Raw genomic sequence first — 18,231 nt, forward strand, 5'->3', positions numbered from 1 at the left:
CTCTAAATTTTAGGTACTAAAAAAGCGCCTAGAGGCGCAGCAGATATAAAAAAACCGACCTCTTATTGGGTCGGCTTTATTTAATTGAATTCACAATTACATTCCTAAGTAAAATTTGGCGACCTGTATCAGGAAAGATGCAGCCATTATAAAAACTGCAATAAAGGCCAAGTGCCAAAATACTTTCACAAAATTCTCTGGTTTTAAGTTCATTGCTTCCATTGTTGCTCCTAGAAACTTTAATGAAAATTTGTTATCCTTGTCGCTCATTTATGGTTTTTAATCCTTTTGGGTTGGAAACAAAAAAGCCCATGATTACGAGTCACGGGCTTTTTGCTTTTTTGGTACTAAAAAACCACCCGAAGGTGCTTTTGTTAACTACACTTGGAAGACCAAAGTCTGTCCATTATTTGAGGTGTAAATATTGCATCTTTTGCATCAGACTCAATGATTACACTCTTATCTTCTGGGAAGTAGATATAGCGCGAAAAGCCTGTATATCCACCCATTCTGTTTTTGGCGTTTACCTCACCACAACTACCCTTTTGATTTCTAAATTTAGCTGAATCGGAATCTATTAAGCCACCTTTAACCTTTTGGGCGGCAACTTCAATTTGAGCGCGCTCTTTATCCTGTTCTGCCTTTTGATTAGCCTCATTAAGCTTAATGCGATCTAATTCAGCTTGAGCTTTCTTTTCTGCAGCAGACTTGGCAGCGTTTGCAGCATCAATTTTTTCCTGCTCTAATTTTTGCTGATGAGCAATTTCAGCCTGTTGTAATCTTTCAGCTGATGCCTTATTGCTCTGATACATGAAATAAAACATACCGGAGGCCAGAACTAAGATACCAATAATTAAATACTTCATTTGATATCTCGCTTAAAGATTACGCCAAAGAATTTTCACAATTCTATCTCGACATAAAATGACGGTATATTCCTGTAAATCTACCTGTTTTACATATTCGGTAGCTGCACAGTAAAGTCGCCCATCTTCTAGAACGTAAAATCTTGGTTTACTTACTTCAAGTTTACTTTTAAGTGCCTGATGGCTATCCCCGATTTTTACTAGATCCCCAGATGGTGTACGGATGCTAGTGGTTGTTCTATCTGCATATGCGAACCCCGACGCCAAACATAAAGCTAATAATAATTTTTTCACACTAACCCCCTAAATAGTTATTTACGCATCATAACTTTAGGGTGCTACTTGATCAATCAGAAACCATTTCTTTCTTGAATGACTCAAAGCCTTTTTTATCGGACTGCGCTACACGTCCAGCAATAGCGGAGTTGAAGATTCCCTGCTTATACAGCTTGTTTGCTGCTTTGATATAGCCTTGAAATGCACCGTAAGTCATTTCCATGATTTCGCTATGCTGATGGCCCATTGATACCAAAAATTGGAATGAATCAAACCAGGTGGAGTCATCTTTCTTTTTGATCCCACGCTTTGGCTTTTCATATTTGAAATATGCCTGATTAACGAGAAGCACTGCCTTAAGTAGCTGTTTAAATCCCTGTTCATCAGCGGCAAGTTCTACCAGTGATTCATTATCCAGATCAGTAACGCATGCCATGGTCGAAATGACTTGCACACCGTGAGCTTTAAATAGCCCTGTCAAAATCTCATCTGAATGATTTTGGTCTTTGATGAAGTTTTTCAAAACTTCAGCATGCACCGCCCAGGTGTCAAAGTCTTTCATCTGGATCTGGCGCACTTCGATGTCATTGACTCTGACACTTCGATTTGTTGCTAAGAAAAAATCATTCATGGTGGAATCCCGAGATAAATTTTAGACATTAAAAAAACACCCGAAGGTGCTTTTCTTTTAACTTTGATAAAGGCTGAATTCTATAAAGTCCAACTACCACCTTGTCCCATCTCATAAACGATAAAAATTAAGGCTAGTACCATTAGTATGACAACAACGATTTCTGTTTTTGTTAGCATTTTCGGTGCTCCACTTTTCATCATTCATATGATAAGCAAAGCAAACAATTAATAACACAAATATTACAATAAAATTATTGGATGTTACAAAGAGTTAGAAGTTAAGGAAAGCTCTTTAGAGTGTAGCTACCTACTGAAGCATTCAAACATTTCGTTAAGCAACTCAACAAAAAGTTTCATCAGAAAAGCATTCTTACGCAAAACTAGATCCTTCTAACTCTAGCCTTGAATATCTTACATATCCCGACATAGCTGCTACATCCACGATTTAAATCATTCTCTAGACTGAAATTAAGTCTTAGAAACGTAGAGGAAATTCAAATGAAAAAGTATTCGAAAATTCTAATCTTGGCTTTATTCGGATTCACTGGCACCGTAGCTATTGCATCAGAACCACCAATTGAAGCCACTGCTGCAGCTGAAGCACAACAGGTTGCTTTAGAGTATGGAAATGAAAAAGATCAAAAATCTGAATCATCTGGTGAATAAAAGAAAGCCCTTAATTAAAGGGCTTTTTAATTACTTCCAGCTTGGCGTACAAGCACTCTTCCATGACAACTCAAATTGCTTTTGATCCGTCTGATTTTCTACAAGCACTATATTTTTCTGAAGCACAATGAAACGTTGAAAACCAATATCTGTACCGTCTGCTTCTTTATAGCTTACCTCTCCACACTCTCCTATTTGATTGCGGAACTTAGCTGAATCAGGATTGGGAATGAATTCTTTTGTAGCTTCTTTTGCAAATTCAAGCTGTTCCTTTTTGATTGTCTCTAGATCAAGCTGCTGACCGTTAGATTCCTTGTGTCCGCAACCCGATAAAATCATAATAAAAAATAATAAGCTTAAATTTTTCATAACTTCTCCATGTCTTAAGGGCAGCACTTTACATTAATTTTCAATCTTATCTAAAGCCTAGGGAGAGTGGATTTGTAAAGTTATGTTTAACCATTTTAAGTATTTTTAAAATTCAACTTATATAGCCAGGTGAAACTCCCACTTATCAAAAAACCGCCCCAAAGGCGGTTCTTAGCTTCCTAACTTACTGACATACAAGATAAATAATAGTAGAAATAATTATTACGGCTAGGATGGAGACAAATATTTCTATTTTAGTCATCGCAAAGTACTCTGTCTTATTATTGGCAGGTACATTTTATATAACCAAAATAGTCAAAACCAAGGGGGAAAAGTTCCAAATTTTTGGGTTAAAAAACCACTCCGAAGAGTGGTCTTGTTAAATATTTTCTAATCTACTATTAATCAACTCAGCCGTGCGTATACAGTAATCTGCATCTAACTTGGTCATGACAACATTTAGGCTGTAATCAGCATTCACTCTCTTCTTTTTTAGACGAATTAAGTCACTCTTGATTTGAGCAATAGTTTTACACTTATTTAAATCTACCAGACCGTGATTGTTAAATCGGCTGTATAGTTTTTCATGCATGCCTCCTTTTATGTTATTTGATTCCGGCCATGAATAGCGCTCAATAGCAACCTCTTGAGCCTTATGGAAGCTAGAATAATAAGCCCTACCAACAATATTTCTTATCATTGGTAAATCGCTGTGGTCTACTTGATGAAATAACTTTTTTGCTAAATCTAAAATTTCACACGAGGACATCTTTCAATTGTTCCTCATTAATTGGTGAAAAATTAATAGAAAAAGCATTAAACTCATCAATTACACCTTGTTCAAACACCGCATCAAACAACTTATCATTGAGGTAAATTATATCTTCAATAGATTTATTAATACCCAAATCAATCAAAAATTCACCGCTAGGCATTGATGTCATTAGGCCAAGCACTCTAACATTATGCTTTTCAATAAATTCTTCTAAAGTGATGGTCAATTTTTCTATCTGAAAACTGTCAATATTTAAGGCTTCATAAGCATTTGAAAAAGATTCAATCTGATATTGAATATCTTCTAGATTTAAATACTCTAAGTCATCAGATATCACTTTTAATCTTTCTACTATACGGCTAAAGTTCATAATAGTTTCCTCAAACCTGCCTGTAAAAAAAGAAAATGTGCTTAAATTTTTTAAAACAGGAAATCGATAAGCCTGTGGCAAACTTAAAACCGCCTCAGCATCTAGATTGGCTAATATTTTATTTAGCTGTGCAAAAGCACCTATGCGAACCGCCATTCCAACCAAGGTTATATATATATTGCCATTTCCTGAAATATATGGAATTAAGGAGGTTAACTCCGCCTTAGCTTTGGAATACTGTCCAGATTGATAATAAATTAGCATTCTCTGCTTTTTTGCACGCAAAAAATCCACAGACTCCGCATCTCTAGTCATTTTTTCAAGTCGTGCTGCTTGAAACTCAGACAAATAGACGTTATCGGGGTTATTAAAAATAACCTGCGAAACTTCATCTAATTTGCTTTTGGGCTTAGGCGCAGTCATAAGAACAATAAATATTATAAATTTGTATGCATTTTATGCGGGTTAACCTTTTTATACAAATGGATTTACAGTTTCTCATATGTCTAAAAGTAAAAAGAAACCAACTCACACTGCTATCTCACTCATCTTCTTATATGCCTCATGAATATACTGATTATCCAGATCAGAGAGGAAACCATAAAACAGGCACAAAAAAAGACGCATAGCGCCGTGGAGTTCTTTGTGCCTGTATGGGTTAAGGTGCCGTCGCTGCCGGAATCGTTACGATATGACCATACAAGCCAAGTGTTGGGTCTGTTTCTTTACCCACATCAGATAAGGCCTGACCAGAGATTTCATACTGACCCAATTCTTCATGAATTAATGGGAAAGTGGTTTCAGGTGACTTTTTAGTTCGCCATAAGCGCACAGCCATGTGCTTACCATTTGCCGTGTTCACCCCTTTAAAGAACAACTCATATTCTTCATTGAAGTTATTGGCCAGAGTGGTATGTGTTACAGCACCAGTTGTGTATGTTGCTAGGATCGGCATCGTGAGGTCTGCTACATCATGAAAAATCACAGTGCCAAACTTAGCATCCACGGTGTACTGATCATCAGTAAGTGTTTTTGGTGTGCCGCTAGTAGAGTCCTTAAATGTCACTTCTGACAGGTTATAACCCTTTAATTGAATTTCCTGACCAGCAACCACAGTACCTAATGATTCATCAGCAATCGCTTTGCTTACAACTTCAGAGTTGGTACCAGATACGATGTACTCCAGATTGTCTTTGTCTACTTCTTCAAGTGTTCCAGAGAAATTCACAGAGGTTGTATTTACCATGGTGAAGTCGGTTGTGCGATTGCCAGAAGTTGATTCCTGATGCTCAATAACATCTGCACTAATTTCAAGCTCAAAATCGGGCACGTTGCCCAGATGACGCATAGCGCCAGCAATACCATTGGTTAGCTTGGATAAATAGAATTTACCCTGCAACGAGATATATTCTTTAGCCATTACTTTTCATCCCCTGTGGTTTTCTTGGCTGGAGCAGCTTTAACTTCAGGTACTTCCTGAATCACACCATCTGCCAGTAATTTTTTGATCTGAGCATCACCCAATCCGCCAATGACATCGCCTTTTTTAAAGCGACCGACAGGCTGAGTTGCCTTGTATTGTTTCGCCATGACTGGCTCCTAAATGAATTTCTGTGATTCAAAAATAATCGTGATGTATGCAAAGCCCGGACTATAACCATCCCGAACCGATATGAAATCCAGTGTCGTGCGTGATGCTTGAGGCTGCCAACCGGAAAGCAGTTGAATCACCTTCTCAGTCAAAAGCCCCGCTTCATCACTTACAGCACGTCCATCGGTCATTTGAGATTGAGCATTGCGACATGCCACCGTGACTGCCCATTGCTGGCCGATCTGGTTGATGCTTCCACGACCTGCACTGGCTTTCTTGTCTATACGGACAAAATTAACATGTGCCGACGGCGTGACCTGCGACATCTCAGTTACACTGACTGAATTCAACGGCGTATAGATCTTTAGAAATTCTGGAATTTCTTTCAGCTTTTCTGCAATCTCATCACGCACCGCGAAGAAGGTGCTCATCTATAAAACTCCCGACAATATCCAAAACCATAACTTCATCTTCAGCATCAAGGCCGAGTTGAGTCCGAGGCGGAATAATGGATTGCTTAACTTTCCGATATTGGCCACCCACTGCAAAAGTTATGTATTGGCCATTCTTGGGTAGGATTGTTGCGCCGTAATGCAGATGTGGTGCGTACGCAACATCTGTACCCACCTCCACACCACTTGAAAGTACATTGTGTGTGTAGGAGTTCATTAGGCGGCCAGTATCACGTAGCGTCTCGCCACCTTTCAGCTTGGCTCTCCATGAAATCTTCCACGGGTTACCATCCACACCAGTACCGGTTAAAAACCGATGCTGAACACTATTCACAAGCCCAGCACCAATCTCATCAAACAACTGGTTCTTTAAAGAATCAAAGTTACCTAATTGATTAAGCACCGCTTCAATCGGTGAACTATCTGCCTGAATGGTTATTGCAAAAGCCATAAGCACCTCACTTCATGCTGGGCATTTGATCCAGGATAGAATCTCCAAATACACCACCGGTATATGAAGTGCCGACCGGCGCTGTCGAAGGTCGCCCTTTGGGTTGGTCGTCGCTGATTTGGTTACTAGTATCTAGAATTGCCAGTGAGTTTTTACCATCACGCACACCCTTTAAGAAATCTATCGCCATCCTGTAACGGACTTCGGTAGCTTCAGGTGCTTCCTCGAAATAAAGTTTATAGCGAGCAATTTCACACACTATTCGCTTTAAATTATTAGGCACATTGGGCAAGGGTAATGGGTAACGTACTGCTAGATATCCGTCCACTTCCTCACAAGCGTCTTGCAATGCTGTCTCTAATGGATCTGGAACATCAGCAGGAAACATGAGCGCAAGGTTAAGTACGTTTTTACCAAATCGGGCGACTAAATCATCTTTAGTCGCATACATAGATCACCTACTTGGTTTCGTCAGTCGCTTTAGAGTCTGCTTTAGGTTTTGCAGCAGGTTTCACCTTTTCCATTTCAGCCACTTTTGCTTTTAGCTCGGTAACTTCTTGATCTACCTTTGCCTTGTCAGCAGCTGCTGTCTGATTGGCTTCGGTTAAGGTTTTATTTGCTGCTGTCAGCTCAGCATTAGCCTTTTCAAGCTCAGCCAAGCGTGCAGCGGTATTGTCTGCCTTAGGTTCTTCCGGCTCTTGATATTCTTCAATAGCCCCAGATGCTAAAAGGGCCTGAAGTTGTTTAGCTTCAAGCCCCGCTATTTCCTGACCTGGACGAAAGTGTCCGATCGATTGTTTTGCAATGTACTTTGGCATTTGATTCCCCTTAAACGAAGCCACGACCGCCGACTAAGCCATTTTTGTTATTTGGAACAGCAAGTGGAGAAGATTCAGCAAGCAATTGAATGCTTGAAGGGTTTTTTTCCTGCCATTGACCCAAATAGAATTCCAGAGCTTGGCCAAATGCTTCAACATTTTGCAATGCACAATGTGCAATCCATCCATTAGCATCCGAAACAAGACCAAAAAAGTCTTCAGGAATAAAGCGATCAGAGGAGCCGCCCATATTGTGACTCACGTCATAAGTCCAGATTTCAATGTTATCCACTGTGCCACGGAATTGGGGCTTATCAGCTTGATCGAAAGTCGGAGTTAATGGAACACTGATACCAGCATACGGCGCAATGAACTTCTCCTTGAACTCTGGATCCTTGGTTAAGGTGTTATATACCTTAGATGTGGTCAAGGCCATGATAGGTGATGTACCTGAGTGCTCGATAGACAAGTCAATCATGGCTTGAATATCTTTCACTGGAGTAGCACCAACCTGTCCCCATTTAATTAATGGTGCGTAGTTACAAGCTGGATTACGCTCATAGTCCACTTCGTACATCGGGAAGTCTGCAGAAGCAAAAGTAGTTTTACCGTAGAGAAGCACATCACGCGCAATTAATAGCTTTCGGTTTTCAATTGACTGACGAAGATATAAAGCCTTTTGAGCCTGATCAATCAGCAATAGATCCGCATCAGACAAACGATTTGAACCGGTGGCAATCACACCAAACTGACGTAAGCGTGCGATAAGAGCAGTGTTCTGCACTTCACTTGGCATCACCGTCATCATTGGTTTCAGATAAGCCGGCTTAACGAATTTCACGTTGCCAGATTCACCCACTTTAATTTGACGACCTGCTGCAGTTGGGGTAACAAACGGCGCAAGTGGAGTCGCTGTATTTAACTCACCAACTGGTACTTCTTTTTTAGTGTATGAAACACGTTGTGGAAAGAAGCGATCCATCAACCAGGTATCAACTTTTTGAGTGGTATCTGTTAACAATACAAGTTGTGGCACATCCAGCAATTCAACCGGTGCATTTTGAAATGTAAAAGTTTGACTCATGTCTTAGTTCCCCACAACTTTTCGAAGTTCGATTTTGTTTTTTAATGCTTGTGCACGTACTGCATCATATTGAGCAGTGGCCAACGGCGTTCCATTCACTGTGACTACAGCAATATCAAATGCACCTTGTACATAGAGCGGCATTTCAAGGTTGTTTGCAGCATGATATGTAGCTTGCTCTACTGTGAAATCTGAAACAGCAATAGCATTCCAATCCCCCACTACGCTTTCAGTGACCGCAGGATGGTCAGCTACATTATTAGCACCAACAATTAGCAAATCCCCGCGCTTATATGCTGTAGCCGTTTTTACTTTGGCATTTTCTGTACGTACGCCGTCACCGACCACTAGCTGTTTATTTTCAATAGTGCCTGTTAATACTTGGCTCATGATTTAGCTCCTTGTTGCTGCGCTGCCATAAACTGATTGAATGCCTGATCTAAAGCCGAGCCTTGTGGAGCTTGACCACCCTGCCCCGGATTGGCTTGATGAGTGAACAAGTGAGCAAATGCCGGATTCACACTTGGTGTTTGTTGTGTCTGTGGTGTAGCTGGTGGTTGCTGGCTACCTGCAGAAAATTGACGAAGTTGCTTAGCCGAGAATGCAAATGCAGAATCATCAAGCTTTTTCATTTCTTCAACATCTTCAGCGCTAAACTCTTTGCCCAGATCTTTACCCAGTGCACTGATTTCAGCTTCACGTTTTGCAGCTGCAAATTGTTTGTTTTGTTCGGTCAAAGCATCAACTTGATCTTGTAATGCTTTTGCCTTGGCTTGCGCCTGCTCTAATTCGGTCACGTTGGTGTCCTCTGGTTGATTAAAGTTTTTTGGGGAGTGACTGGCTGCCACGGCGTTTGTATTGTCATCTGCACCTAAGGCACAAAAGGACACTTCACGAATACGACCACCACGGAAAACCGTGATAGGCCCTTGATGCACTTTTCCATTTACAGTGACTGATGCACCTGCTTGAATTTCTTCAACTGCGGAGGGTTCAATGCGCACTGACATCTGCCATGGAAAGCCATCGTCAGAGTCCTGGGCAACCTGAGTACCGAACTCATTACTCATTAGGTCACCTGAAACTGTTAGACCGTTCTGGTGATCAATGCTATGGCTATTAATGGCTCCAGCACGTTGCCGAGTTGAGTGATCCAGTAACGCAGGAATTCGACCTTTAATTTGCATTGAATCAAGATCAAAGACGATTCGATCCCAATACCAATGATCGGTAATAACTTCACCACTGTATGCAACACCGGAGAAAGTACGCTTCTTCTTGCCTTCTTCAGCTTGGTCAACATTTAAATTTCCAATCTGGAAGCAATACTGATTCGGCTTATGTTCCTCTTCTTTTGGCATTTTTCATGCTCCATAAAAAAACCGCCCAAAAGGCGGTCATATTCATTTTAAAATTAGTTCAACAAAGGCTTTAGTGTATAAACCATCTGCCCTTCAATGGCCTCAATCGAAACCACTTCAAAAGATAGCCCCATTGGCATGAGAACACCGTTACCAGCATTCAGCATGTCCAGATCAATACCTAGCCCTTTGGCATTTTCAATCTTAATCACGATATCTGAAGCCGTATCGACTATTAGCAACGGCGCATTCAATTGGACTGTTTGTCCGATCTGATAAGCCGCTACCTGCTGAATTGTCGCAGCACCGACCACGGTTGAAGCCGTATTGCTTGCCACAGCCTGAATTGCTGCCATATCGGCACTAAGCCATCGCTTAAGCACATCATCGGCCAGAGAACCTGTAGCAGAGTTTAAATAGCTGGTCAGTGCAGCATCATTGCCCTGCACATAATCCAGAAAAGTACGAATCGCACTTGGACGAATGTTTGGATCAAGTGGAATGACCGTGTTGGCCACCGTGTCGAACAGGTCTCGAGTTTTATCATCCATCGGAGCAAACAGACTGGTCAGCTTTTTACTCGCCGTCCATTCAGCCTTAATAACTTCCTTTTGCTCCAGGAGATATTCCTTATCCAAACTTGAGGCACTGATCTTTTTATCCACCAGTGATTCAAGTTCACCAAACTGCAATGGGTGAGAACTCCAATCCAAAGCCTCGGCAATTTCAGGCAACTGATCATCAGGTGTAATGCCGTATTTCAATGCCTGCTTCTCTGTTAAAGCTACGCACGTGCATCTACAGCGGAAACCCGTTGGAGGATAATGTGTTAGCCAGAATGGATGATCAATCGGCAGTACGATACGATTCAAAGCTAAATGAGCAGGACGCACTCGACTATCATTGATCGCCGAATACATTAGATATTGTCGTTTGGCCTTATTCCGTTGCTGTTGTTGCCATCGTCCATGTCCATAAGCACTTTGGATATTGGTACGAAAAACATTGTCCAGGTAGTGCTTTGGCAGAATGATTTCAGATTCTTCAATCAGCTTCTGAAAATCTTTGAAAGTACCGCCGTCGGCAATGGATTTATTCACAGCCTTAATGACTGTCTCAATCTGCTCAAGACTCGATAGAAAGCTAACCGTGGTTGCCATCTGCCGGGTCTTGAGGTCCATTGAATAAAACTCATCAGGTAGCACGATCTTTTTACTGTGAGCGTACCGAAGCGCCTCAAGAAACGTGACTGGTTGCATATAGACACCCCGTAATTCCAACCATCACCCCGATAGCAAAGTAAATACTTGCTCGATAGAACCATGGGTGAATTACTTTTAGCCCGGTATCATTCCAAGGGATCAATGGTGGTGGTGGAACAAATTCAGGCATAGGCTCAATTCTATTCCGCTTTGAGTAAAGAGGATTCTTAGATAAATCCACTTCCATTGCATCTTTCAGCTTTTGGTAAGCTTCAGATTTTTCTGTTGGTGTGAGGGGTTTAGCATAAATAGCTTTTCTACACCCGCAAGGCATGTACCCATTACCATTCTGCCCATTAAAGCCTTTACGACATGATTCACATTTATGATTAGTCATCACTGCCCATCCTTCGCCGTCACATATCCCAGCACATCCGCTGCATACAAAGCCTGATCTAGATTAGCCGTGAACTGCGTCTGAGTTGCATCAGGTATCAATTGCATCAAGTTATAAGCCAAGCTTTCAGGGCTATCAGACTTGAATACCAATTCCTTGACCTGATCCGGTTTTAATAGCTGCAATTCATCCTGTGCATCAGTCAACTCTTCAACTTCTTGCTGCTCTGGTGAAAGCTTATTTGCTGTTGCCTTAAAGCTGAATGCCTGGTGAGGTAAAGCGGTGAATTGGGTATTAGCTGGTAATTGAGGAGACTCAGCAAGATCACCATCCTGTAGACCATATTCTCGTTGAAAATATTGCGGGGCAAGATTAGCACCTGCATTTTTAAGATGAGCATCGCGCTCGGCCTGCTCTTTATTCAGTGGTTTAGGTTTTTCCCCAAGCATCACTTCATAAGCACCCCAACCATTCAACTTACACAAAGCATTGACCACAGCCTGAAGTGTTGGTGTCACCAATCGAATATCAGATTTGAGCTTATCCATCCGTACATTTTCATGCACTTGACCTAATGCACGACTACCACCCCCATCATTACCACTGGTAAGCGTCTGCCCTAATACGACCTTTTGAATCTGGCGAATTAGCTGATTATTAAATGCCTCAAATGCTGCACCCGCTGAACCGTTTGTTCCTGGTGCGGAAAGAATCTGAACGTCATCATCTGCATCAATCGATAGAACACTTTGAGCATGGGCATTTAACAAGGCTCTACTCATATCATCCGTTTCAGTATCTTTACACTTACCCAGTAAAATCGGCGTCCCAAAACGTTCAAGAAATTTTGCCCAGAACTTGAAACCGTTTTGCTTAAAGAAGAACAGCCAATACAGCGTAGCTAATAGTGCTTTACCGTATGGCTGTTCGTATGTGGCTTTACGACGTGTTAGAAAGAACTTGAAGACCTGATCCACCTCATACTCTGCATTGCTTACATCTGTTCGATAAATCAGACGGCCGTCATTCTTAGGCTCGAACCACTGCATTGGCTTCTCACCAATCCACTGCAAACCGATATAGCCTTCTGGCTTTAGCTCATATACAGCTTCTTGAACCGAATAACCGAAGAACAATGCATTCATAGCACCAGTAGCAATTTCATGAAACCATTCTTTCAATACTAAATTCAGCATCTCTGCTTCTTTGGTATCACTTGGCTCAACTCTCAACGGCGTAGCTAGAAGTGCATCCACTCGGGTTTCGGCGGTTTGTGCAATCTCATCATCGTCTAACAGTACACGCAATCTATGACGGGTAATGCCTGCTTTGCGAAGCACTTCATCTGTATCTGGCTGTTTGCCAAAGTTCACCAAAAATTGAGTAACTGCCTCTTGAGTGTATAAGTTGCCATAAGACAAAGCCTTTTTTGACGCTTTGTCCTTTTTAGACTTTGCCATGTTTTTTCCTTATTAATAGGTTCGACTACCTGCACCTGCGGGTTTTTTCCGTTTTCGCTCTCGGATATCACTAAAGCAAATCATGACGCCATCCGCTCGGTTTGGAGATAAAGCTCCATCCGGTTGCTTATTGACTAGGATTTTGCCTGCGCCATTCTTTGTATAGGTGGGTTGTGATAACTCTCGTTTAAGCTGTTCAAGTTCCTGCTTGTTTATGTCTGTAGTAGAGAGCGAAATAAGATTATCTGGGTCATATTGCATACCCTGTAAGGCTCGATAAGTATTCTGGAATCTTATGCGTAATGACCACCACATCTGAGCTTTAAGATTGGCAAAGAAGTCTACGTTTTTACGCGCCTCAACCATTTCCTGCTCAGGATTGTGTACCGCACCTGAGCCACGGAATGGATTTGCTTCGATCTCCGGCATACCTTTGGTTCTATTCTGCTCATTAATGACTCGGGCATCACCACGTACACCAGCACCAAGACCGTCGGCATCGTAATAAAACGAGTTCAAACGTAGATCAAGACAAGCGTCAATGGCTTTCTGAGTCGTGCCAAAGATGTCATCACCAACGCCTGACCAAGTATCTAAATACTGCAGTACGATGCCATGACGTGCGGCAAAAGAGTTTTTATCCTTACCCTCATCTGCCACATCAAGCGCACCCATACGTTCGCCTGAAGGCTGAATATTCAAATTAAGATGAGCATCAACTGCAGCTTGCACCCATGCTGATGGAATCAACACACCTTCTACCGAGGCGGCATAGTCAATATCAACCTCTTGAGCTAAAACAATATCGTCTAGTGTGGCCAATTGTTTTTCATACCAGGGATGAATTAGCTTGCCATTAAATTCGACCTGCCAATTCTTATCTGGGTTATCACGCCATGCCATTGTGAATACGGCGTAACGTCCACTAAAACGATCCTGGTGAAACTTATCCCCAATACCGTTTGGAGTGGATCCTTTGATGTGCACGTTGGTGTTTTGAGAAATTGCAGCGTCTACTGCCTCTTGACGCTCTACGAATGCCCATTCATCCAGAAAGTACATTGTGGTACGACCACCACGGCCAATGTTGTCACCAGCCTCACCCGTAACCGTTGCGCCATTGTCCGGATTAATGATCCGCATATAGTTATCATGCACTTTCTCAACAAAGCCTTTAGGCTTCATCCAGTCCGGCAACTTGGAAAACATATCCCTGAATTTGTGCAGTAACGTTTTTGGATCGCCTTTCTTATCAACCAGATCTTCTTTACGGCTACCGACGCCACCAGCGAAACCTTCAACGAATAACCACCGGTGCAAATAAAAGCCCAGGACTACATAGCTCATCCCTTCATCACGACTTTTTTCAATTAAGCCATGGGTCTGGGTACTTTCACGTTCAATCAGCCAATCAACGAGTTCGACCTGACCTGGACGCAAAACAAAAGGAATATTCGCTGGCAGTCCAAAAGGCATGCCCCGTGGATCATAAGTCCATACCCAGTGATTAAACCAATGAGCCGGATCATTCTTACATTTGTAGATTTCAGCCTCTCGACTTAGTTCATTCTGCTCTATCAACATTCGGTAGTAGTAACGCCGGGTCATTTCTTCAATGATTTCAGGCAGACGTGTATTGATCGTCCACTCTTTAATTAGTGGCGCTATATCTTCGATTGCATAAGTCATAACTTGCCATTAATTGCTAAACGCGAAAGCTCTTGCGCGGATAATCCGTTAAGCTCATCTGGTGTGAATTGATGCGTATTGGTATTAGTATTTTCTGTTTTGATTGAACCGCCGTTTGGACCAGTGATTTCCTGTTTGGTCACACGGCCATCAGTCTCTTGGAACGCTTGCTTGAGTAAATTCTGCTTGGCGCGTTTGTTCTTGCCAGAGCCTTCATACATCTTTTGAAGCTCCATAAGCCGAAACGCTTTATTTGCAATCGCAATATTCTCAATATTTGCTCTGAAGTCTCTGCGCGTATCCTCAAATAGCTTCTTTAAAGCCTTACTGATTCCCCTGCACGTGGCTTTGGTTGGATCATAAGAGGCTACCTGCTGACGATCAATTTCAATCCCATATCTCTCCCTTACAGCATCTACTACTTGTTGAGGTGTTTCAAAGCAGGCAAGAGACTGAACTATAAACATTTTTACAGGCTCTTTTAGGGTTGCCATAAACTCACCTTTGTAAGAGTACGTAAGGGTAACTAGGCAAAAAAATTAACCAATCACACAGTTACCACAACACGCAGCAATATTCGTTTCAGATACAAACGGCGCATTCCTGGCAATTTCCAGAAGCCGTTTTACAGATTCGTCTGCACCCCATCGTTTAGTCTCACCAAAGAACACTTCGACATCGTGGCCAGCCAGGTAATGCTTAGGTAAACCAGTCATATCGCTATAAATGATTTCGCCATCTTCATCACGCTCTACACCGATGTGATATAGCTCATGCTCAATCAGCCGACAAAACTCACGATCTGAGGCTTGCTCACAGAAAGCAGCATCCACAGTAATCAGATATTGAGGTACAAAGCCGTACCAATCTCGCATCTGTTGTTCCTGGCGTGCTTTCTTCCAGCCACCTACGTTAAACATGACCTTTTCACATTGGCCCAGCACCATACGTTTTTTCGCTACGGCGGCAGATGAGGCCCAGGCGAATGCAAGGAACTCTTCATTGTCATGCAGTAATTCAGCAATATGATCATGATCGGGGTTATGTAGTTCACCACCTAAAGTGAGCCAATTCTTCACAACCCATTCTTTAAGCTCTGGTGCCGGTGCCAAACGTATGGCTTCCTCTTCCTCAGCCTGATCAATCAGCTCCGTCGGCGGGAATGGTCTGAACTGTTCCATAAGATGCCTTTAAATTTCTAAGCCAGGTAGTTGCACGGCCCATGTTGATATCATTGACTTCAAAACGCTGATAGCGGTAACCCATTTCTTCAGCATGGTCATAGCGATCCATACTCCAGGCTTTTGTGGCTAATTTACCTTTTCGACCACCAGACCAAGGCCCACCAGCAATTTCAATTAATGTGAGATAGCCAACCAGGTGTAAATCAAAACGCCAGTGCTTCGTACTTTTAAAGTGAAAATATTCTTCGTATTTGATTTCCATCCGATCCAAGATTTCTTTTAATCGATCGAATGCTTCTAAGTATTTTTCACCAGCTTTGGGTAGGGGTCTGACACGCGATTTCTTTTTTGGCGGGATTTTTTGGGTGAAAAGTTTATAAGCCTTTTCATCCATACAAAGTGAACCGTAAATTATTAATGCGTTCTTTCAGCTTAATTATAATTTCATCGATTACTATCATTTGATGACGCGTCAATCCAGATCTGCTGAGATTCTGATACTTAGACAGCTCAGTACTGCAAAATTCTAAGTCTTGTTTAGCTTGTACTTTATCTGTCATGGGTACCACCAATAAGAAAAGAAAAACCCCACTCAAATCTCCAGAATTGAGCGGGGCCTTATGTGCCGTAATACGTCCGGCGATTTAGAAATAAAAAAAACCTGCTTAACTATCCCAAATTAAGCAGGTACATGTCAGTGCGGTAATTTTATTGTTCTTTTTATGTACAAAATCCTAGCAAATAATTTATTTAACCGCCTAGCATTCTCTTGCGTATTCAGACGAATGGTTGATCATTTAACTTCCTTCAAACAATCCCGACACACCTTGATTTCTTCATCATCAATCGTGTAATCGATTTCAGTTGCACCATGAAGACCAAATAAACACATCAATAAACGGAGCATGACTTTTCTCCTGACAATAAAAAGCCCGCTTAATTGGGGAATTAGGCGGGCCAATATTTGCTTTACCATTTAGTTATTTTTACTGCTTTAACTTCTTGGAGTAGTAAAAATATAGCACCTGAATTTCGATAACAAAGTATAAGGAATGTGTAGAAACTGTTTTCAACCGTCCACTTTGAGTTATTTTTCTTTTCACGGTATGGCAATATTTTGGGAATTAAAAGCCCGATCAATTGACCGAGCTTTCGTTGCTATATCTGGGTGGCGGCATCCGATTTCAAACCACTAGAAATTAATGAAACCGCCATAATGCAAAAAGCCCACCTTTCGATGAGCCTTCTATCAGTAGTGCGACTTACTTACACTTCGCGCCACTATAACACGAATTTAACAGGTGCTTTCCGGAAGGTCAAGTTCTAATCACTTATATTCAATAAATTTATATCGGCAATGCAGTGCAGCCAACCCACACTTTACATCTTGTTCAGCCGCATGCTTAGATCGCTCTTCGGTAACCATCTGCGACCACGAGTTCCCATAAAAATACCGGCAAACAATCGCATCCATCCACTCATCCATGATTTCGCTCTGGCCTTGCATATCTAAAATTAAACGCTGAACTGCCCGAGCCTCATTGTCATCAATCTCACAAACCACCCCAACTCTGGATAATTTTGGCTTTTCCTCTGACAACATGGAATCAGCAATAATTTGACGAGTCTTTCTCACACCCAACTTAAACTTGCGCTGCTTTACAATCGCCTCATCCATAGCAACAGCAATTGGATTTATGCTTTTACCGCATGTGCCAGAAACGCTATTCATCCAAGCCCCAAATTGATAAAGCCACTCTTCCAGTGAGTACTTTGACCAATCAACCACCTGCATAATATTTTGAACCTTCACCATCGCATTCATCCCAAATCCCCTACCATTTTCACTATCTGCTGGATCGCGTGACCTGACTTCACTTGATCTGTACTAAACCGTATTACCTGAAAACCCATCATTGTTGCTGCGTTATACTTTTCCATGTCCCCGAGGTAGCCTTTACCCCTTATGTGTCTTCCTCCACTCCAGATCCCACCCTCCACCTCAACCAATATCTTTTTACCCACTAAGTGAAAATCTGCTCTCCACTTCCGTGCCTGGTGAAACTCGAATTCCTGCTCAAAATCGATTTTTAATGCCTTTAATTCTCTGGCCAGCTTCGCTTCAAACTCATTTGATACTTTTTCACCTTTAACCTTAGGGCGTGTAGAGCGCCCTTTCGGTCTGGTGGCTTTCACCATTTTCTTGTATTCAGCGATTGAGTAGCTGGTCATTCACACCATATCCTCAAAACGACGGCGCCAATTGCCATGAAAATAAACATCAATGTTTTGTTTAGATCCTTCACGCCGCCACCTTCACTGTGAAAATCTGCTTAGTCTTTTCAGTTACGGTGAAGCCTGCAGGTGTAGCGCCATCTCTCTGGATATATCCAGCATGCTCCAACTGACCTAAATAACGCTGTACAGTGCGACGATTACCCTCCATTAGTACCATCACATCAGAAACGCTTGTTTTGCCCCGTTTAGCCATCATTTGACGCAATATACGAATCATTTTCTCGCCTTGGGTTACGGCATGCATCGATGGGCACCAATCCATGGTTTGAAAGTCATATTCTTTTGACAT

General features: G+C 41.9%; 26 protein-coding genes. 1 reads left to right on the forward strand and 25 read right to left on the reverse strand.

The genetic code is table 11. From position 1 onward, the window contains the following. Positions 1-96: 96 nt before the first annotated feature. The 3 genes from FTV29_RS04180 to FTV29_RS04190 form a co-directional block, all read right to left on the reverse strand. A complete protein-coding gene (locus FTV29_RS04180) occupies positions 97-270 on the reverse strand; it encodes a hypothetical protein (protein ID WP_171255725.1) in 174 nt (57 codons plus the stop codon). Between the two features lie 104 nt (positions 271-374). Then, positions 375-866, reverse strand: coding sequence for a hypothetical protein (locus FTV29_RS04185; protein ID WP_180075135.1), 492 nt, complete (start codon positions 864-866; stop codon positions 375-377). Positions 867-1,212: 346 nt separating this feature from the next. After that, a complete protein-coding gene (locus FTV29_RS04190) occupies positions 1,213-1,773 on the reverse strand; it encodes a hypothetical protein (RefSeq protein WP_180075136.1) in 561 nt (186 codons plus the stop codon). 500 nt (positions 1,774-2,273) lie between these two features. Between FTV29_RS04190 and FTV29_RS04195 the strand changes: the two genes are divergently transcribed. Continuing rightward, positions 2,274-2,441, forward strand: a complete 168-nt coding sequence (locus FTV29_RS04195) for an MrpF/PhaF family protein (RefSeq protein WP_180075137.1) — start codon at positions 2,274-2,276, stop codon at positions 2,439-2,441. 30 nt (positions 2,442-2,471) lie between these two features. On the opposite strand, the gene FTV29_RS04200 is transcribed toward FTV29_RS04195, so the two are convergent. The 22 genes from FTV29_RS04200 to FTV29_RS04305 all read right to left on the reverse strand — a co-directional run bounded on the left by FTV29_RS04200 (position 2,472) and on the right by FTV29_RS04305 (position 18,231). Next, positions 2,472-2,810 carry a hypothetical protein gene (locus tag FTV29_RS04200; RefSeq protein ID WP_180075138.1) on the reverse strand — a complete coding sequence of 113 codons (339 nt, stop codon included), beginning with the start codon at positions 2,808-2,810 and terminating at the stop codon, positions 2,472-2,474. Positions 2,811-3,189: 379 nt separating this feature from the next. Next, positions 3,190-3,579 carry a hypothetical protein gene (locus FTV29_RS04205; protein WP_180075139.1) on the reverse strand — a complete coding sequence of 130 codons (390 nt, stop codon included), beginning with the start codon at positions 3,577-3,579 and terminating at the stop codon, positions 3,190-3,192. Next, positions 3,566-4,378, reverse strand: coding sequence for a hypothetical protein (locus FTV29_RS04210; RefSeq protein ID WP_180075140.1), 813 nt, complete (start codon positions 4,376-4,378; stop codon positions 3,566-3,568). Before FTV29_RS04210 ends, FTV29_RS04205 begins: the two co-directional genes overlap by 14 nt. 235 nt (positions 4,379-4,613) lie before the next feature. After that, positions 4,614-5,375, reverse strand: a complete 762-nt coding sequence (locus FTV29_RS04215; RefSeq protein ID WP_180075141.1) for a hypothetical protein — start codon at positions 5,373-5,375, stop codon at positions 4,614-4,616. Continuing rightward, entirely contained in the window at positions 5,375-5,545 is a 171-nt protein-coding gene (locus FTV29_RS04220; protein WP_180075142.1) for a hypothetical protein, read from the reverse strand. The genes FTV29_RS04215 and FTV29_RS04220 overlap by 1 nt, the downstream gene beginning before the upstream one ends. Positions 5,546-5,554: 9 nt before the next feature. After that, complete coding sequence (locus FTV29_RS04225; RefSeq protein WP_180075143.1) at positions 5,555-5,977, reverse strand: hypothetical protein; 423 nt, start codon at positions 5,975-5,977, stop codon at positions 5,555-5,557. Next, positions 5,952-6,449 carry a phage virion morphogenesis protein gene (locus FTV29_RS04230; RefSeq protein WP_180075144.1) on the reverse strand — a complete coding sequence of 166 codons (498 nt, stop codon included), beginning with the start codon at positions 6,447-6,449 and terminating at the stop codon, positions 5,952-5,954. The genes FTV29_RS04225 and FTV29_RS04230 overlap by 26 nt, the downstream gene beginning before the upstream one ends. Positions 6,450-6,456: 7 nt before the next feature. Then, positions 6,457-6,900 (reverse strand): gp436 family protein, encoded by a 444-nt coding sequence (locus FTV29_RS04235; RefSeq protein WP_180075145.1) that lies wholly within the window; start codon positions 6,898-6,900, stop codon positions 6,457-6,459. Between the two features lie 7 nt (positions 6,901-6,907). Further along, a complete protein-coding gene (locus FTV29_RS04240; protein WP_180075146.1) occupies positions 6,908-7,267 on the reverse strand; it encodes a hypothetical protein in 360 nt (119 codons plus the stop codon). 10 nt (positions 7,268-7,277) lie between these two features. Continuing rightward, positions 7,278-8,351, reverse strand: coding sequence for a major capsid protein (locus tag FTV29_RS04245; RefSeq protein WP_180075147.1), 1,074 nt, complete (start codon positions 8,349-8,351; stop codon positions 7,278-7,280). A gap of 3 nt (positions 8,352-8,354) precedes the next feature. Beyond that, on the reverse strand, positions 8,355-8,741 hold the full coding sequence (locus FTV29_RS04250; protein ID WP_180075148.1) for a hypothetical protein: 387 nt from the start codon (positions 8,739-8,741) through the stop codon (positions 8,355-8,357). Further along, positions 8,738-9,712, reverse strand: a complete 975-nt coding sequence (locus FTV29_RS04255) for a hypothetical protein (protein ID WP_180075149.1) — start codon at positions 9,710-9,712, stop codon at positions 8,738-8,740. Before FTV29_RS04255 ends, FTV29_RS04250 begins: the two co-directional genes overlap by 4 nt. A gap of 53 nt (positions 9,713-9,765) precedes the next feature. Beyond that, entirely contained in the window at positions 9,766-10,971 is a 1,206-nt protein-coding gene (locus FTV29_RS04260; protein WP_180075150.1) for a phage minor head protein, read from the reverse strand. Then, on the reverse strand, positions 10,949-11,311 hold the full coding sequence (locus tag FTV29_RS04265) for a hypothetical protein (RefSeq protein ID WP_180075151.1): 363 nt from the start codon (positions 11,309-11,311) through the stop codon (positions 10,949-10,951). The genes FTV29_RS04260 and FTV29_RS04265 overlap by 23 nt, the downstream gene beginning before the upstream one ends. Then, positions 11,311-12,771 (reverse strand): DUF935 family protein, encoded by a 1,461-nt coding sequence (locus tag FTV29_RS04270; RefSeq protein ID WP_180075152.1) that lies wholly within the window; start codon positions 12,769-12,771, stop codon positions 11,311-11,313. Before FTV29_RS04270 ends, FTV29_RS04265 begins: the two co-directional genes overlap by 1 nt. 12 nt (positions 12,772-12,783) lie before the next feature. After that, positions 12,784-14,460: a terminase gene (locus FTV29_RS04275; RefSeq protein ID WP_180075153.1), complete on the reverse strand. Its 1,677-nt coding sequence runs from the start codon at positions 14,458-14,460 to the stop codon at positions 12,784-12,786. Further along, positions 14,457-14,954 (reverse strand): DUF2280 domain-containing protein, encoded by a 498-nt coding sequence (locus tag FTV29_RS04280; RefSeq protein WP_180075154.1) that lies wholly within the window; start codon positions 14,952-14,954, stop codon positions 14,457-14,459. The genes FTV29_RS04275 and FTV29_RS04280 overlap by 4 nt, the downstream gene beginning before the upstream one ends. 45 nt (positions 14,955-14,999) lie before the next feature. Continuing rightward, positions 15,000-15,641, reverse strand: a complete 642-nt coding sequence (locus FTV29_RS04285; RefSeq protein ID WP_180075155.1) for a putative metallopeptidase — start codon at positions 15,639-15,641, stop codon at positions 15,000-15,002. Next, a complete protein-coding gene (locus FTV29_RS04290) occupies positions 15,601-16,038 on the reverse strand; it encodes a hypothetical protein (protein WP_180075156.1) in 438 nt (145 codons plus the stop codon). Before FTV29_RS04290 ends, FTV29_RS04285 begins: the two co-directional genes overlap by 41 nt. Positions 16,039-16,971: 933 nt before the next feature. Then, complete coding sequence (locus tag FTV29_RS04295) at positions 16,972-17,469, reverse strand: hypothetical protein (RefSeq protein ID WP_180075157.1); 498 nt, start codon at positions 17,467-17,469, stop codon at positions 16,972-16,974. Then, the gene (locus tag FTV29_RS04300; protein ID WP_180075158.1) at positions 17,466-17,876 is read right to left on the reverse strand and encodes a DUF559 domain-containing protein; all 411 of its coding nucleotides are present in this window, start codon (positions 17,874-17,876) and stop codon (positions 17,466-17,468) included. Before FTV29_RS04300 ends, FTV29_RS04295 begins: the two co-directional genes overlap by 4 nt. 70 nt (positions 17,877-17,946) lie before the next feature. Further along, the gene (locus FTV29_RS04305) at positions 17,947-18,231 is read right to left on the reverse strand and encodes a helix-turn-helix domain-containing protein (protein WP_174894564.1); all 285 of its coding nucleotides are present in this window, start codon (positions 18,229-18,231) and stop codon (positions 17,947-17,949) included.

The sequence above is a fragment of the Acinetobacter sp. YH12254 genome (genome assembly GCF_013417415.1).
GTDB classification, from domain to species: Bacteria; Pseudomonadota; Gammaproteobacteria; order Pseudomonadales; family Moraxellaceae; genus Acinetobacter; species Acinetobacter pseudolwoffii.

Excerpts from the sequence above, each read along its gene's own strand:
- FTV29_RS04285 (WP_180075155.1), bottom strand. The coding sequence starts at position 15,641 with ATGGAACAGTTCAGACCATTCCCGCCGACGGAGCTGATTGATCAGGCT.
- FTV29_RS04180 (WP_171255725.1), bottom strand. The coding sequence starts at position 270 with ATGAGCGACAAGGATAACAAATTTTCATTAAAGTTTCTAGGAGCAACA.
- FTV29_RS04265 (WP_180075151.1), bottom strand. The coding sequence starts at position 11,311 with ATGACTAATCATAAATGTGAATCATGTCGTAAAGGCTTTAATGGGCAG.
- FTV29_RS04195 (WP_180075137.1), top strand. The coding sequence starts at position 2,274 with ATGAAAAAGTATTCGAAAATTCTAATCTTGGCTTTATTCGGATTCACT.
- FTV29_RS04290 (WP_180075156.1), bottom strand. The coding sequence starts at position 16,038 with ATGGATGAAAAGGCTTATAAACTTTTCACCCAAAAAATCCCGCCAAAA.
- FTV29_RS04260 (WP_180075150.1), bottom strand. The coding sequence starts at position 10,971 with ATGCAACCAGTCACGTTTCTTGAGGCGCTTCGGTACGCTCACAGTAAA.
- FTV29_RS04235 (WP_180075145.1), bottom strand. The coding sequence starts at position 6,900 with ATGTATGCGACTAAAGATGATTTAGTCGCCCGATTTGGTAAAAACGTA.
- FTV29_RS04210 (WP_180075140.1), bottom strand. The coding sequence starts at position 4,378 with ATGACTGCGCCTAAGCCCAAAAGCAAATTAGATGAAGTTTCGCAGGTT.
- FTV29_RS04245 (WP_180075147.1), bottom strand. The coding sequence starts at position 8,351 with ATGAGTCAAACTTTTACATTTCAAAATGCACCGGTTGAATTGCTGGAT.
- FTV29_RS04200 (WP_180075138.1), bottom strand. The coding sequence starts at position 2,810 with ATGAAAAATTTAAGCTTATTATTTTTTATTATGATTTTATCGGGTTGC.
- FTV29_RS04295 (WP_180075157.1), bottom strand. The coding sequence starts at position 17,469 with ATGAATGCGATGGTGAAGGTTCAAAATATTATGCAGGTGGTTGATTGG.
- FTV29_RS04230 (WP_180075144.1), bottom strand. The coding sequence starts at position 6,449 with ATGGCTTTTGCAATAACCATTCAGGCAGATAGTTCACCGATTGAAGCG.
- FTV29_RS04275 (WP_180075153.1), bottom strand. The coding sequence starts at position 14,460 with ATGACTTATGCAATCGAAGATATAGCGCCACTAATTAAAGAGTGGACG.
- FTV29_RS04300 (WP_180075158.1), bottom strand. The coding sequence starts at position 17,876 with ATGACCAGCTACTCAATCGCTGAATACAAGAAAATGGTGAAAGCCACC.
- FTV29_RS04225 (WP_180075143.1), bottom strand. The coding sequence starts at position 5,977 with ATGAGCACCTTCTTCGCGGTGCGTGATGAGATTGCAGAAAAGCTGAAA.
- FTV29_RS04190 (WP_180075136.1), bottom strand. The coding sequence starts at position 1,773 with ATGAATGATTTTTTCTTAGCAACAAATCGAAGTGTCAGAGTCAATGAC.
- FTV29_RS04240 (WP_180075146.1), bottom strand. The coding sequence starts at position 7,267 with ATGCCAAAGTACATTGCAAAACAATCGATCGGACACTTTCGTCCAGGT.
- FTV29_RS04270 (WP_180075152.1), bottom strand. The coding sequence starts at position 12,771 with ATGGCAAAGTCTAAAAAGGACAAAGCGTCAAAAAAGGCTTTGTCTTAT.
- FTV29_RS04220 (WP_180075142.1), bottom strand. The coding sequence starts at position 5,545 with ATGGCGAAACAATACAAGGCAACTCAGCCTGTCGGTCGCTTTAAAAAA.
- FTV29_RS04280 (WP_180075154.1), bottom strand. The coding sequence starts at position 14,954 with ATGGCAACCCTAAAAGAGCCTGTAAAAATGTTTATAGTTCAGTCTCTT.
- FTV29_RS04305 (WP_174894564.1), bottom strand. The coding sequence starts at position 18,231 with ATGTCAAAAGAATATGACTTTCAAACCATGGATTGGTGCCCATCGATG.
- FTV29_RS04205 (WP_180075139.1), bottom strand. The coding sequence starts at position 3,579 with ATGTCCTCGTGTGAAATTTTAGATTTAGCAAAAAAGTTATTTCATCAA.
- FTV29_RS04250 (WP_180075148.1), bottom strand. The coding sequence starts at position 8,741 with ATGAGCCAAGTATTAACAGGCACTATTGAAAATAAACAGCTAGTGGTC.
- FTV29_RS04255 (WP_180075149.1), bottom strand. The coding sequence starts at position 9,712 with ATGCCAAAAGAAGAGGAACATAAGCCGAATCAGTATTGCTTCCAGATT.
- FTV29_RS04185 (WP_180075135.1), bottom strand. The coding sequence starts at position 866 with ATGAAGTATTTAATTATTGGTATCTTAGTTCTGGCCTCCGGTATGTTT.
- FTV29_RS04215 (WP_180075141.1), bottom strand. The coding sequence starts at position 5,375 with ATGGCTAAAGAATATATCTCGTTGCAGGGTAAATTCTATTTATCCAAG.